A 14,863-nucleotide genomic window follows, 5' to 3' on the forward strand; every position below is an offset into this window, starting at 1 on the left:
TCAGGGGCTGTCGACCGAAGGCAGAACCGGCACTGTCGACGTATGGAGATATGTGCGCTGTTCGCGCTGGGTGCGTGGTGTATCGCGTTGAGTGTCAGCGATATCCGGTCTCGTCGGCTCCCCGATGCGCTCACCGGGCCCGGCGCTGTCGTCATCTTCCTTTATGCGGTGGCTACGGGCCGGACATCGGCTGCGGCCGCGGGTGCGGCGCTGCTCACCCTCGCCTATCTCGTGGTGCACCTGATCTCACCGGTGGCATTCGGCGCGGGTGACGTCAAACTCGCTGTCGGGCTCGGGGCAGCAGCGGGGATGAGCGGCGGGCAGGCATGGGTCTGGGCCGCGGTGGGGGCTCCCGCGTTGACCGCACTCGCGGGCATCGGCGCGCTCATTGCGGCGTCGACCGGCCCGTCGATATCGGCACCGGCCGCGGCGTCGCTGCGGAGCCGCAGACCGTGGCGGCACATCCGCGCACCGACCCCACCGGTCGGCGCGGCCCCGGTCACCGTGCCGCACGGTCCGTCGATGTGCCTGGCGACGCTGCTGGCAGTGGTGTTCGGGTGACCGCGCGGCAACCGTTGTGCTCGGGCGGGGAGCGTGCCGCTGATCACGATGGACCGGTTTCCCGGCCGGGAGCGTTCCCATGGAAAGATGGACGGCGTGCTGCGCTGGATAACTGCTGGAGAATCCCATGGTCCCGCTCTCGTCGCCATCGTCGAGGGGATGGTGGCCGGGGTCGAGGTGACATCGGACGAGATCTCCGCACAGTTGGCGCGCCGACGCCTCGGGTACGGGCGCGGCGCCCGGATGAAGTTCGAGGCCGACAAGGTCACCCTCGTCGGCGGTGTGCGCCACGGGCGCACCATGGGTGGCCCGGTCGCCATCGAGGTGGCCAACTCCGAATGGCCCAAGTGGACCACCGTCATGTCCGCCGATCCGGTCGATCCGGACGAGCTGGCCGATCTGGCCCGCAATGCCCCGCTGACCCGGCCACGCCCCGGTCATGCCGATTACTCGGGCATGCTCAAGTACGGCTTCGACGACGCCCGCCCGGTCCTGGAGCGGGCCAGTGCCCGCGAGACCGCGGCACGGGTCGCGGCTGGCACGGTGGCGCGGGCGTTCCTGCGGCAGGCGTTCGGGGTGGAGGTCGTCTCGCATGTGATCTCGATCGGCGGCGCCGCCAACACCACCGGCCACACCCCCACCGCCACCGATCTGGCCGCGATCGACGCGAGCCCGGTGCGTGCCTTCGACGCCGACGCCGAAGCGGCCATGATCGCCGAGATCGAGGCGGCCAAGAAGGACGGCGACACCCTCGGCGGTGTGGTCGAGGTCGTGGTCGAGGGACTTCCGGTCGGCCTCGGCTCGTTCACCAGCGGCGAGAACCGTCTCGACTCCCGATTGGCCGCCGCGCTCATGGGCATTCAGGCAATCAAGGGTGTCGAGGTGGGTGACGGTTTCGAGACCGCGCGCCGCCGCGGCAGCCAGGCGCACGACGAGATGCGCCCCGGCCCCGACGGCGTACTGCGCTCCACCAACCGCGCCGGTGGCCTCGAAGGCGGTATGACCAATGGCGAGGCGCTGCGGGTGCGCGCCGCGATGAAGCCGATCTCGACGGTGCCCCGTGCACTGTCGACCGTCGATATGAGCAGCGGCGAGGAAGCCGTGGCGATCCATCAGCGCTCCGATGTGTGCGCAGTGCCCGCCGCGGGTGTGGTGGCCGAATCGATGGTGGCGCTGGTGGTCGCGCAGGCGGCGCTGGAGAAGTTCGGCGGCGATTCGATCGCCGAGATCACCGACAACATCACCAGCTACGTCAAGCGCATCAGCACCCGTCCGCATGTGGCGCCGACCGACGCGGACAGTCGGGCGCGATGACTTCCCAGGCCGACCCGCGCGCGCCGCGCGTGGTGCTGGTCGGACCTCCGGGGGCGGGCAAATCGACGATCGGCCGTAAGCTCGCTCGCGAACTCGGGGTCGAGCTGTACGACACCGACGCGGGCATCGAACACGAGACCGGGCGCAGCATCGCCGATATCTTCGCCACCGATGGCGAGGAGGAGTTCCGCAGGATCGAGGAGCGCGTGGTGCGCCGCGCCGTCCTCGACGAACCCGGTGTGGTGTCGCTCGGCGGCGGCGCGGTGCTCTCGGAGAACACCAGGGCACTGCTGCGCGACCGAACCGTGGTGTATCTGGAAATCAGTGTGGCCGAGGGACTTCGGCGCACCGGAACCAGCACCGCGCGTCCACTGCTCAACGGCGTCGATCCCGGGGCGAAGTACCGGGAACTGATGCGGCGACGTCGGCCGCTGTACCGGGAGGTCGCAACCGTCCGGGTGCGCACCGACGGGCGCAGCCCCGGCCGGGTGGTGAAGATGATCCTCGGCAAACTGTCACTGGAGTCGGTGCGACCGGCCGGTGCCGATACCGCCGAACCACAGAACCGGACGCCCCGCGCCACCAACCCGCAGGGCAGCAACAGATCCAGGGCACGGCGCAGGTCCAGGGCACGGGCCGCGGCCCGTAAGGCCGCGCAGTCCGCCGCGAACGGGCAGAACGGCACGGCCGAGCAGACCGGGACGACCACCACCGGACAGTCCGGCAACGCCACGGCGAGCCAGAACGGTACGACCGCGAGCGCATCCGCCAATGGCCGGTCACGCCGAGCCAGAGCTCGCCGGGCTCGTGCCCGCGCACGTACACAACAGGAACGCACAGAATCGGAGCAGAGCACGTGACAGAGCCGAGTCGCATCCAGGTCCGCACCGCCGACCCGTATCCGGTGATCATCGGCCGCGGATTGCTCGGCGAACTCGTCGAGTCGGTCACCGGCAGCGGCTCCGGTGTGCGCACCGTCGCGATCTTCCATCAGCCGCCGCTGGCCGAAACGGCCGAAGCCGTGCGCAAGGCGCTGGCCGACACCGGGATCGACGCGCACCGCATCGAGATCCCCGACGCCGAAGCCGGGAAGGATCTGGCCGTCGCCGGTTTCTGCTGGGAGGTGCTCGGCCGGATCGGGTTGACCCGTAACGACGTCATCGTCAGCCTCGGCGGCGGCGCGGCCACCGACCTGGCCGGTTTCGTGGCCGCCACCTGGATGCGCGGGGTGAAGATCGTGCATGTGCCCACCACCCTGCTGGCCATGGTGGACGCCGCCGTCGGTGGGAAGACCGGTATCAATACCGAAGCGGGCAAGAACCTGGTCGGCTGCTTCCATGAACCCGCCGCGGTGCTCGTCGATCTGGCGACCTTGGAGACGGTGCCGCACAACGAGATCGTCGCGGGTATGGCCGAGATCATCAAGGCCGGTTTCATCGCCGACCCGGTGATCCTCGACCTGGTCGAAGCCGATCCGAAGGCCGCGCTCGACCCCACCGGCGAGGTGCTGCCGGAACTGATCCGCCGCGCCATCGCGGTCAAGGCGGAGGTGGTGGCCGCCGACCTCAAGGAAGCGGCGCTGCGCGAGATCCTGAACTACGGCCACACCCTCGGTCATGCGATCGAGCGCCGCGAGCGCTACCGCTGGCGTCACGGCGCCGCGGTGTCGGTGGGTCTGGTGTTCGCCGCCGAACTCGGTCGCCTGGCCGGTCGCCTCGATGACGCCACCGCCGACCGGCACCGCACGGTGCTGGCCAGTGTCGGCCTGCCCACCACCTACGACGCGGACGCCCTGCCGCAACTGCTCGAGTCGATGCAGACCGATAAGAAGACCCGTTCGGGCGTACTGCGTTTCGTGGTCCTCGACGGTCTGGCCAAGCCCGGCAGGCTCGAAGGACCCGATCCGACGCTGCTGGCCGCCGCGTACTCGGCCATCGCCCGTGATCCGGAGCCGGGTTCGGGCGGGGCGATCCTGCTGTAGCGGTGACGATCCCGGGCTAGTCCCAAATCACCTCAGGATGCCGCGGCCACCGGCTGGTGTGAACCGGCCGTGGCCGCGCCGTTCTTGCCGCCGACCCGCCGGCCGATCGCGATTCCGGCCAGTCCGGGGATGAAGATCAGCAGCACGATGAACGACGCGCCCGCGGTCATCTCGAACAGCAGGCCGTTGTCGCCGAGCGAGAAACGCGGCACCAGATCCAGTACCCACGACACCAGTCCGCTGCCGAGTCCACCGGCCACCGCGGCTTTCAGCCACGGAATGGTCAGATCGGCGCCGCCGTCGGCATCCGGGTGCGCGGCCCGATCGCGGCGGCCGTCGAGAAAGCCCCAGCCGACCACGACGGCGATGATCACCGCGAGGCACAGCAGCCGCATCCAGGAGCCCTGCGTCGGCCAGTTCACCATGCCGAATCCCAGCAGGACCCGCAGGGCCACGACCAGCGCACCGAGCACTGTGGCCCGCAACACCCAAGCTGTCATGCCGACCACCATAACCCCCGACCCCCTCGCGCAAAACTAGAACCCGTTACAGAGTTGTCCGCGTCGAAATCCCCCGCATCCCTCACCCGCCATTCACTGCCACGTTTCCCAACCATGGTGAGCCGGTCGCATCACTGGTAGAGACTTCCTGGTCGGTTCTCGACGACGGAGGCGAAGGCGCGGATGGTTCTCGATCTCGGTGTGGAGCCGATCTATCGATACGGCGTATACCCCGACGAGAACGGCCGGTTCGGCGCATTCGGCGGACGCTATGTCCCCGAAGGCCTCATGCCCGCGCTGCTCGCGCTCGAAAAGGCCTACCGCATGGCCCGCACCGATCCGACGTTCACCGACCGGCTCACCACCCTGCTCCGCGACCGCATGGGACGCCCGACCCGGCTGCATCAGGTCCCCCGCTTCGCCGCGACACTGGGAGTTCCCGGCCTTCGGGTCTATCTCAAACGCGAGGACATGGCCTACACCGGCTCGCACAAGATCAACAACGCATTGGGTCAGGCACTGCTCGCGGTCCGCATGGGCAAGACGAGGATCGTGGCCGAAACGGGCGCCGGACAGCACGGCGTCGCGGTGGCCACCGTGTGCTCGATGCTCGGCCTGGAATGCGTGATCTACATGGGCGACGAGGACATCCGCCGCCAGCCCGCCCCGGTGGCCCGGATGCGACTGCTCGGCGCCGAGGTGCGGACGGTCGATACCGGCAGCCGCCGGGTCAAGGACGCGATCAGCGCCTCGGTCCGCGACTGGGTCGCCAGTCTGCCCAGCACCCATCTGCTGCTCGGCACGGTGGTAGGACCCGCGCCCTACCCCCAGATGGTGCGCGACTACCAGACGGTGATCGGCGCCGAGACACGCGACGGCATCCTCCGGGCCGAGGGCAGGCTGCCCGACCTCGTGCTCGCCTGTGTCGGCGGCGGCAGCAACGCCCTCGGACTGTTCCATCCCTTCGCCGCCGATCCCGAGGTCGAACTGGTCGGCGTCGAGGCGGCGGGCCGCGGTGTATCCAGCGGTGAGCACGCCGCCACCCTGACCGCGGGAACCACCGGCGAGATGGATGGCACGTTCAGCTATCTGCTCCAGGACTCCGACGGCCAGATCCGTCGCACCCACAGCATCGCGGCCGGACTCGACTATCCGGGCGTCGGCCCTGAACTCAGCCATCTGCGCGATACCGGACGAGCGAGTATCCGCACCGCCACCGACATCGTCGCGCTACGCGGTATGCGTGCGCTCAGCCGCACCGAGGGATTGCTCGCGGCCCTCGAATCCGCCCATGCGGTGGGACATCTGATGGAACGGGCCGAACGCGGTGAGCTGGCGCCGGGCACGCTGGTCGTGCTGTGTCTGTCGGGCAGCGGCGACAAGGATCTCGCCATCGCCGCCGAACGACTCGGCCTCGACCACTGAGGGCCGCGGTATCGGCACCGCTGCCACGCGAGCATGGAACGGCTCGACCTGGAGCACCAGCGCGGACGCGAGGGGGAGCCGCTGATCAGCATGGTGCGACGGGAGCCGGGCGCGGCGGGACAGTTCAGCGCGAGAGTTCGAGCGCCGCAGCCATTTCCGCGCGCGGCGCCGGGTGCCCGGTGAACTGCTCGACCTGCCCGTAGGCCTGGTTGATGAGCATGTCCAGACCGCTGACCACCGTATGGCCCGCGGCGGCGACGGCCTCGGCCAACGGCGTCGGCCACGGGTTGTAGATCGCGTCCAGCACCACCGGTGCGGCGGCGACCGCGGCGGCCACGGCAGCCGCGGCGGCGGACGGGACGGTACTGACCGCCGCGCCCGAGCGGGCTGCGGCGGCACCCACCGCGGCGGGATCGAAGCCGACGACCGAGGCCGTCAATCCCAGCCGATGCGCGAGATCCACCGCACTCGCGGCCCGCCCGGCATCGCGGGCCACGATCGTCACCGTCCGCGCGCCCAGTTCCGCCAGGGCGAGCAGCGCCGGACGAGCGGTACCGCCCGCGCCGAGCACCACGGCCTCCGACAGGGTGCTGACGCCACCGCCGCGCAGCGCGCCGAGCACGCCGTCGACATCGGTGCAGTCCGCGCGCCAGCCGCCGTCGACGCGGACAAGGGTGTTGGCCGAGCCCACCAGTTCCGCGCGCTCGGTGCGTTCGGTCGCATAAGCGAGCGCGGCTTCCTTGCCGGGCATGGTGACCGACAGTCCCACCCATTCGGGACCGAGTCCGTCGACCAGACCGGGCAACTGCTCGGCCGTGCATTCGATGCGCTCGTAGGTCCAGGGCAATCCGAGCGCACGATAGGCGGCCAGATGCAGTTGCGGCGACCGCGAATGCGCGATCGGGCTACCGAGCACCGCAGCCTTGCGCACCTCGATGGCGGAGGACTCAGCGGCCACTGTCGAGGATCCCGCTCTCCATGGCGCGGTCGATATTGCGCAGATGTTCGGCATAGCTCTGGGTGAACAAGGTGGTGCCCTGCTGATCGATCGTCACGAAGTACAGCCACGGACCGGGTTCGGGTTGTTCCACCGCGCGCAGTGCCGCCGTCGACGGCGAGGCGATGGGTGTGGCGGGCAGCCCGGACATGGCGTAGGTGTTCCACGGTGTGACCTGTGCACGGTCGGCGTCGGTGGTGGCCAGCTCGGTGGTGTCGAGGGCGTAGTTCACGGTGGAGTCGAATTGCAGTGGCTGATCGACCTTCAACCGATTCACGATCACTCGCGCGACCTTGCCCATATCGTCGGGCCGCGCTTCGCGTTCGACCAGTGAGGCCGCGATCAGCGACTCGTAGGGCGTCAGGCCGGATTCGGCGCCGGATTGCAGCAGGCCGGTGGACTCGTAGAGTGCCGCGCTCGTGCTGACCAGTTCCTTCAGAATCTGCTCCGGCGAACCGCTCGGATCGAAATCCAAGCTCCCCGCGGCGATCAGACCTTCGAGCTGGCGCGCCCGGTCGGGCACCTGACGCACCGCGTCCATCGCCCATTCCGGTACACCGAGTGCCGCCAGGTCCATGCCGGCACCCGCGGCCGCGAGCTGTTCGTAGGTGACGCACTTGCGCTCGGGTCCGGTACCGATGCAGCTGGCCTCGGCGATCTTCGTGTAGATGCCTTCATGGCGTGAGCCGGTGTTCACATCGTGCTGATCGTGCAGCTGCCTGCCCTCGGAGATGACGAGCGCGCCCACCCGTGATTCGGGCTGCACGAGCGCCGTCACCGCCTCGGCGGCCGGGCTGCGGCTCGGGATGGCGTAATACCCGGGCTGCACCGAGTTCATGTTCGTGTTCCGCACCGCGGCCTCGTAGAACGCGGCGCTGCTCGCGACGACGCCCTTCTCGGCCATCGCATCGGCGATCTGCAATGCGGTCTCCCCCTGATGCACGCGCACGATCACCGGCGGCCCGGCAGGTCCGGCGAAATCCTCGGCGGGGGCATAGCCGTCCATCAGCTTCATACCGGCGAAACCCGCCGCGCCGAGGAACAGCACCGCGAAGACGGCACCGATCAGCAGCATGGTGCGGCGGCGACGTTTACGTTCGGCGGCCTTACGTGAAGCCACCCGCGTCCGCTTCTTGGACCGCGATCCTGGACGTTGCCGCCCGCCGCGTCGCGATTCGGCGGCTTCCGAGCGCGGCCGGGTCCGGGCGCCGCTCTTGGTGCGTGTCGAGGCGGCACGCCGGGCCGGTGCCGGTTCGGGCTCGGGCTCCGGTTCGAGTTCGGGTTCATCGAACTCGTCGTCGGTGTATCGGGGGATGACGGTGGTGTCGTCGTCTTCGAGGTAATCCCACTCGTCATCGGTGGCGCTGTCCGCACCCCCCGCGCCCGCACGACTGTCCCGCCCCCACGCCGCGTCGTCGCGGCGATATCGCCGGTCGGCTTCCCGCTGACGGTAGCGTTCCTCGGCCCGCGCCCACCGATCGGTCATGCATCATCTCCGGACGACGCGCGATGTACCGCTTCTCCGACCGACTTCAACACCGAACTCCGTTCGTCCAACCATCCCTGCAGGATCGACACGGCAGCGGCTTGGTCGATCACCTGCCGCTGACCGCGTGCACGAACTCCGCTGTCCCGCAATGCACGTGCAGCTGACACCGTAGTCAAACGTTCGTCGGAAAGTCGTATAGGCACCGGGGCGACGACCGGCCGCAAACGATCGGCGAACGCGATTGCCAGCGTAGCGGCCGTGCCCTTTTCCCCGCGTAACGTGCGCGGCAAGCCGACGACGATTTCGACGGCTTCGTACTCCCGCACAATCTCGGCAATTCTGGTGATGTCGGGCCCCGGCCCGGCCGTGCGCGGATTCGGTGTGGCTCTCGGCACGGTTTCCACCGGCGTGGCGAGGATGCCATCGGGGTCACTGGAGGCGACTCCGATGCGCACACTGCCGACGTCGATGGCGATCCGCCTGCCCCGCCCCGGGTCGGTGGCGGGATCGGGCCGATCGCCCGGGTGAGCGGCGCTCACGGATTCCCCCATCAGCCGACGAGTTCGGCCACCCGAGCCCGGACCGCGGCCAGACCGGCCGCGATCCCCGAGGGATCCGAGCCCGCGCCCTGGGCCATCTCCGGTTTGCCGCCACCGCGGCCGGAGATACTCGGGCCGAAGCTCGCGACCAGATCACCCGCCTTGAAGCCGAGTTCCTGAGCCGGTGTGTTCACCGTGACGACGAACGGCACCTTGCCGTCGGTATTGCCGAGCAGCACCACCACGGCCGGGTTGCTGCCGAGGCGGCCGCGGATATCGGTGGCGAGGGTGCGTAGATCACCCGCTGCGACGCCCTCGGGTGCGGCAGCGGCCACCAGCAGCAGCCCACCGATGCGTTCGGCGCCGTCGGCAAGGGTGCCCGCGGAGGCGAGCACGGCGGCGATCTTGGTGCGCTCGAGTTCCTTCTCGGCCACCTTCAACCGCTCCACCAGCTGTTCGACGCGGGCGGGAACCTCCTCGGAGGGCACCTTCAGCGAGGACGCCACACCGGCGAGCAGCGCGCGTTCCTTGGCCAGGTACCGGTAGGAATCCAGGCCGACGAACGCTTCCACGCGCCGTACACCGGAACCGACCGACGCCTCACCGAGCAGGGTGATCGGACCGATCTGCGAGGAATGCTGCACATGGGTGCCACCGCACAGCTCCATGGAGAACGGTCCACCGATCTCCACCACGCGCACCTGGTCGCCGTAGTTCTCACCGAAGAGCGCGAGCGCGCCCATCTGCTTGGCCTTGGGCAGATCGGTGACGAAGGTGTTCACCGGGTAGTCGGCGCCGACACCGTCGTTGGAGACGGCCTCGATATCGGCCTTCTGCTGTTCGGAGAGCTGCCCCTGCCAGTTGAAGTCGAAACGCAGGTACCCCGGCTTGTTCAGCGAACCGGCCTGCACGGCGTTGGGGCCGAGCACCTGCCGCAACGCGGCGTGCACCATATGGGTGCCCGAATGGCCCTGGGTCGCGCCGCGACGCCAGGCCGGATCGGCCTGGGCGAGCACCACATCGCCCTCGGTGATCTGGCCCTGCTCCACGGTGCACTTGTGCACCCACACCTTCTTGGCGATCTTCTGCACGTCGTTGACCCGCAGCTTCAACCCCGACGCGGTGATGGTGCCGCGGTCGGCGATCTGGCCACCGGACTCGGCGTAGAGCGGGCTGCGGTCCAGGATCACCTCGACATCGTGGCCAGCGGTGGCAGTCGGCACCCGGACGCCGTCGGCGATCAGCGCGAGCACATGCGCCTCGGAGGTCAGCTCGTCGAAGCCGGTGAACTCGGTGGCGCCACGGTCGACCAGTTCCTTGTACACCGACAGATCGGCGTGCGCGTGCTTACGGGCCTGGGCGTCTTCCTTGGCGCGACGGCGCTGTTCGGCCATCAGCGAGCGGAAGCCCTCCTCGTCGACCGAGAGCCCGGCCTCGGCGGCCATCTCCAGGGTGAGGTCGATCGGGAAACCGTAGGTGTCGTGCAGGGTGAACGCGTCCGAACCGGCGATCGTCTTGCCACCGGCGGCCTTCACCGAATCGGCGGTGTCGTCGAACAGCTTCGAACCGGTGTTCAACGTCTTCAGGAAGGCAGTTTCCTCGCCCGCCGCGACGGTCTCGATGCGGCCGTAATCGGTGGCCAGCTCCGGATACGACGGCGACATCAGCTCGCTGACGACCTTCATGAACTCGCTCATGACCGGCTGGTCCGCGCCGAGCAACCGCGCCGAGCGCACGATGCGCCGCAGCAGCCGGCGCAGCACGTAGCCGCGGCCGTCGTTGCCGGGGTTGACGCCGTCGGCGATCAGCATGGCCGCGGTGCGCGCATGGTCGGCGATCACCCGGAAGCGCACATCGTCGGCGTGCTCGACCCCGTAGGAGCGGCCGGTCAGCGCCTCGGCCTTATCGATGATCGGGCGCAGCAGATCGGTTTCGTAGACGTTGTCGACGCCCTGGAGCAGCAGCGCGATCCGCTCCACGCCCATACCGGTGTCGATGTTCTTCTTCGGCAGCACACCCACCGGCGGGTGACCGAGCTTGGGGCTCAGCTCACCGCGGATGTCCTGCATGAAAACCAGGTTCCAGATCTCGAGGTAACGGTCCTCGTCGGCGACCGGGCCGCCGTCCTTGCCATGCTCGGGGCCGCGGTCGTAGTAGATCTCCGAACACGGGCCGCCCGGACCCGGCACACCCATATCCCAGTAGTTGTCCTTGCCGTCGCGGAACTGGATCCGCTCCTCGGGAATGCCCGCGACCCGGCGCCAGATCTCGGCGGCCTCGGGATCGGACTCGTAGGCGGTGACCCAGATGCGTTCGGGATCGAATCCGTACCCGCCCTGCTCCTGCGGTGTGGTGATCAGCTCCCACGCGAAGGTGATCGCACCTTCCTTGAAGTAGTCACCGAAGGAGAAGTTGCCCGCCATCTGGAAGAAGGTGTTGTGCCGGGTGGTGATGCCCACTTCTTCGATATCGCCGGTGCGCACGCATTTCTGCACGCTCGTCGCCCGCGCGAACGGCGGGGTCTCCTGGCCGAGGAAGTACGGCTTGAACTGGACCATGCCCGCGTTGACGAACAGCAGGTTCGGGTCGTCGAGGATCAACGAGGCACTGGGCACCTCGGTATGCCCGGCGCGCACGAAATGGTCCAGGAATCGCCGTCGGATCTCGTGGGTCTGCACAAATATCCAGCCTACCGGTGCGGTGCACCCGGTTTTTCATCGAGTCGACCGTGCACGTCACACCCGTGCGCGGCGGGCGTCATTCACCGCGCACGATGCGACGCAACTTGTCCACCCGCGGCCCGACGGCGCGCTCATGGCCGTGATCGGTCGGGTGGTAGTAGTCGACGCCGACGAGTTCGTCGGGCGGATACTGCTGGGCGAGCACGCCCCCCGGATCGTTGTGCGGATAGCGGTAGCCCCTGGCGTGGCCCAGCTGGGCGGCGCCCGCGTAATGGCCGTCGCGCAGATGCGGCGGCACCGCACCGGCCTTACCCGCCGACACATCGGTCATGGCGGCGCCGATCGCCGCGACCACCGCACCCGATTTGGGTGCGGTCGCCAGATGGATGGTGGCCTGCGCCAGGGCCAGTCGGCATTCGGGCAGCCCGACCAGCTGCACCACCTGCGCGGCGGCGGTGGCGGTTTGTAGCGCCGTCGGGTCGGCCATGCCGATGTCCTCGCTGGCGTGGATCATCAACCGGCGGGCGATGAATCGCGGGTCCTCCCCCGCGCTCAGCATCCTGGCCAGGTAGTGCAGTGCGGCATCCACATCGGAGCCGCGAATGGATTTGATGAAGGCGCTGATCACGTCGTAGTGCTGATCACCGGCGCGGTCGTAGCGGACGGCCGCCTTGTCGACGCTGGCCTCCACCAGATCGACGTCGACGGTGCCGTCGAGTGAGGATTCCGCCGACGCCTCCAGCGCGGTGAGCGCGCGCCTGGCATCGCCGCCCGCGATGCGCACGATGTGGTCGAGCGCGGCCTCGGTGACGGTGAACTGTTCGTCGAGCCCGCGCGGATCGGCGATGGCGCGGCCGAGCACGGTGCGGATGTCGTCCTCGGTCAGCGAACGCAGTTGCAGCACCAGCGACCGCGACAGCAGCGGGGACACCACCGAGAACGAGGGGTTCTCCGTGGTCGCGCCCACCAGCAGCACGATCCGGTTCTCCACCGCGGCCAGCAACGCGTCCTGCTGAGTTTTGGAGAAGCGGTGCACCTCGTCGATGAACAGCACCGTCTGCTCACCGGCGGTCAGCCGCCTGCGCGCGATATCGATGACCGCGCGCACTTCCTTGACACCCGCCGACAGCGCCGACAGCGCTTCGAACCGGCGCCCGGTCGCCTGAGAGATCAGCGAGGCGAGCGTGGTCTTTCCGGTGCCCGGCGGGCCGTACAGCAGCACCGACGCCGCTCCCGAGCCCTCGATCAGCCTGCGTAGTGGTGAGCCGGGGCCGAGCAGATGCTGCTGGCCGACGACCTCGTCCAAGGTGGCGGGGCGCATCCGCACGGCCAGCGGGGCCGTAGCACCGGGACCGTGGAAGGTGGTGTGGGCGTCGGGTGCGCCGGTTCCAGGAAGCGCCGCATCCGGCACGTCGAACAGTCCGTCGCTCATACCGCCACCTCACCGGCGCTCGGCGTCGCGGGCAACCGCTCGGCCGGGTTCATCATTGGCTCGCTCATTTGCCGCTGACGCTACCGGCCGGGTCCGACACGCCCGCCAGGTGCGTCGCGCGGCGCGCGGCAGGTCGATTTGCGAGTGCCGAGCCGATCGACTGTGATCAATGATCGTGGCTGAAAACGTGGTCGTTTCAGATACTGCCGCGGTGCGGCGACGCGCGGTACTCATGGGCGGGGCGGTCGCCGCGGCCGGTGCGAGTATCGCGTTCGCGGCCCCCGCGCGTGCGGGTTCGCCGGTGTTCCGGCACGGCGTCGCCTCCGGTGATCCACTGCCCGACGGCGTGATCATCTGGACGCGCGTCACCGTCGCCGACGACGCCGCCCCCGGCTCGGGCAGCGGCGCGCCCGCGACGGTGCGCTGGGAGGTGGCCGCCGACGAGGATTTCGCCTCCATCACCGCCTCCGGCTCGACCACGGCCACCGCGGCCGCCGACCACACGGTGAAGATCGACGTCGGCGGACTGGCGCCGGGCTGTGTGTACTTCTACCGATTCACCGCGCTCGATCAGATATCGCCGATCGGGCGCACCCGGACCGCGCCCGACCTCGACGCCGCCCCGGACCGGCTGCGCTTCGGTGTGGTGTCGTGCGCGAACTGGGAGGCCGGATTCTTCGGCGCCTACCGTCATCTGGCCGACCGCGCCGACCTCGACGCCATCCTGCATCTGGGCGATTACCTGTACGAATACGGGCGCGGCGAATACGGCGGCCGTACCGGATCGGTGCGCCCGCACGATCCGGCCACCGAGATCGTCACCCTCGCCGACTACCGCATCCGGCACGCCCAGTACAAAACCGATCCCGACCTCCAGCGGCTGCACGCGCTGGTGCCGTTCATCTGCACCTGGGACGACCACGAGTCCGCGGACAATTCGTGGTCCGGTGGTTCCAGCAAGCACGATCCCGCCACCCAGGGACCGTGGGCCGACCGCAAGGCCGCCTCCGCGCGGGCCTATCTGGAGTGGATGCCCGTGCGGGCGTCGAGTTCGGGTACTGATGTGCGGATCTATCGGCGGTTGCGGTTCGGCACCCTGGCCGAGCTGTCGATGCTGGATCTGCGCAGCTACCGCGATCAGGAGGTGAAGCCGGGTGCGGGCTGGCGTGAGGTGGACAACCCGGCACGCACCATGACCGGACAAGCCCAGATGGAGTGGCTCACCGCGGGACTGGCGTCGTCGACGGCAACCTGGAAGCTGGTGGGCAATTCGGTGATGATCGCGCCGCTGGTGTTTCCGCCGCTGGATCCGAACACCACCGCCGCGCTCACCCGGACGATGGGTATCCCGCAGTCGGGCCTGCCCGCCAACGCCGACCAGTGGGACGGCTACACCGCCGACCGGGCGCGGCTGTATCGGGCCATCACCGAGCACGGCGTATCCGATGTGGTGTTCCTGACCGGCGATATCCATTCATCCTGGGCGGCGGATCTCCCGGTGAACGCCGCCGACCCGGCCGGGCCGAGCATCGGCGCGGAGTTCGTGGTGCCGTCGGTGACCTCGTCCAGCGTGGGTGAGTTCATGCAGGCGCCGCCGCGGACCGCAACGGTTCCGGTGGAGGAGGCGATCAAGGGCGTCAACCGGCACCTGCGCTACGTCGAGCTGGATTCGCACGGATTCGGGGTGCTCGATGTCACCGCCGCGCAGACGCAGATGGACTGGTTCTACGTGTTCGACGTCGCCGATCCCGGCACCGGGTTTCGTCACGGCGCGTCGTTCGCGGTGCGGACGGGCGGGCGGGTCGAGCCACGACCCGCGCCCGCCTGATAGTTCCGGGCGGCGCACTGTCGCTGGACTCGATTGTCGAGACGGGCCTTCTCGCGGCGCTCGGGTCCTCGCGCCGACGGCCGGGCACCTCGGCGGTACTCGGACTCGTCAGGTCG

General features: G+C 69.2%; 11 protein-coding genes and 1 pseudogene. 6 read left to right on the forward strand and 6 right to left on the reverse strand.

All coding sequences use genetic code 11. The features are described 5' to 3' along the window. Window positions 1–42: 42 nt before the first annotated feature. From QH168_RS24840 to aroB, 4 genes and pseudogenes are all read left to right on the forward strand, one after another. Window positions 43–561 (forward strand): A24 family peptidase, encoded by a 519-nt coding sequence (locus QH168_RS24840; RefSeq protein WP_280468111.1) that lies wholly within the window; start codon window positions 43–45, stop codon window positions 559–561. A 96-nt stretch (window positions 562–657) separates the two neighbouring features. Next, window positions 658–1,875: a chorismate synthase gene (aroC, locus tag QH168_RS24845; RefSeq protein WP_280468328.1), complete on the forward strand. Its 1,218-nt coding sequence runs from the start codon at window positions 658–660 to the stop codon at window positions 1,873–1,875. Next, window positions 1,872–2,393 (forward strand): annotated as a pseudogene (locus QH168_RS24850) (shikimate kinase); the annotation flags it as partial. The gene aroC and the pseudogene QH168_RS24850, both read left to right, overlap by 4 nt. Before the next feature lie 338 nt (window positions 2,394–2,731). Beyond that, complete coding sequence (gene aroB / locus QH168_RS24855; protein WP_280468113.1) at window positions 2,732–3,856, forward strand: 3-dehydroquinate synthase; 1,125 nt, start codon at window positions 2,732–2,734, stop codon at window positions 3,854–3,856. Between the two features lie 32 nt (window positions 3,857–3,888). Here aroB and QH168_RS24860 read toward each other — a convergent pair whose 3' ends face one another. Beyond that, window positions 3,889–4,356 carry a B-4DMT family transporter gene (locus tag QH168_RS24860; protein ID WP_280468115.1) on the reverse strand — a complete coding sequence of 156 codons (468 nt, stop codon included), beginning with the start codon at window positions 4,354–4,356 and terminating at the stop codon, window positions 3,889–3,891. 183 nt (window positions 4,357–4,539) lie between these two features. On the opposite strand from QH168_RS24860, the gene trpB reads away from it, so the two are divergent. Next, a complete protein-coding gene (gene trpB / locus QH168_RS24865; protein ID WP_280468117.1) occupies window positions 4,540–5,781 on the forward strand; it encodes a tryptophan synthase subunit beta in 1,242 nt (413 codons plus the stop codon). Window positions 5,782–5,905: 124 nt separating this feature from the next. On the opposite strand, the gene QH168_RS24870 is transcribed toward trpB, so the two are convergent. The 5 genes from QH168_RS24870 to QH168_RS24890 all read right to left on the reverse strand — a co-directional run bounded on the left by QH168_RS24870 (window position 5,906) and on the right by QH168_RS24890 (window position 12,919). Next, window positions 5,906–6,739, reverse strand: coding sequence for a shikimate dehydrogenase (locus QH168_RS24870; protein ID WP_280468119.1), 834 nt, complete (start codon window positions 6,737–6,739; stop codon window positions 5,906–5,908). Next, the gene (locus tag QH168_RS24875) at window positions 6,729–8,264 is read right to left on the reverse strand and encodes an endolytic transglycosylase MltG (RefSeq protein WP_280468121.1); all 1,536 of its coding nucleotides are present in this window, start codon (window positions 8,262–8,264) and stop codon (window positions 6,729–6,731) included. Before QH168_RS24875 ends, QH168_RS24870 begins: the two co-directional genes overlap by 11 nt. Beyond that, complete coding sequence (gene ruvX, locus QH168_RS24880) at window positions 8,261–8,818, reverse strand: Holliday junction resolvase RuvX (protein WP_280468122.1); 558 nt, start codon at window positions 8,816–8,818, stop codon at window positions 8,261–8,263. Before ruvX ends, QH168_RS24875 begins: the two co-directional genes overlap by 4 nt. Further along, complete coding sequence (gene alaS / locus QH168_RS24885) at window positions 8,818–11,484, reverse strand: alanine--tRNA ligase (RefSeq protein WP_280468124.1); 2,667 nt, start codon at window positions 11,482–11,484, stop codon at window positions 8,818–8,820. The genes ruvX and alaS overlap by 1 nt, the downstream gene beginning before the upstream one ends. Window positions 11,485–11,563: 79 nt before the next feature. Then, on the reverse strand, window positions 11,564–12,919 hold the full coding sequence (locus QH168_RS24890; protein WP_280468126.1) for a replication-associated recombination protein A: 1,356 nt from the start codon (window positions 12,917–12,919) through the stop codon (window positions 11,564–11,566). A 169-nt stretch (window positions 12,920–13,088) separates the two neighbouring features. Between QH168_RS24890 and QH168_RS24895 the strand changes: the two genes are divergently transcribed. After that, window positions 13,089–14,747 (forward strand): alkaline phosphatase D family protein, encoded by a 1,659-nt coding sequence (locus tag QH168_RS24895; protein ID WP_432421162.1) that lies wholly within the window; start codon window positions 13,089–13,091, stop codon window positions 14,745–14,747. Window positions 14,748–14,863: the final 116 nt, after the last annotated feature.

The sequence above is a fragment of the Nocardia cyriacigeorgica genome (assembly GCF_029868385.1).
In the GTDB taxonomy this organism is placed as follows: Bacteria; Actinomycetota; Actinomycetes; order Mycobacteriales; family Mycobacteriaceae; genus Nocardia; species Nocardia cyriacigeorgica_F.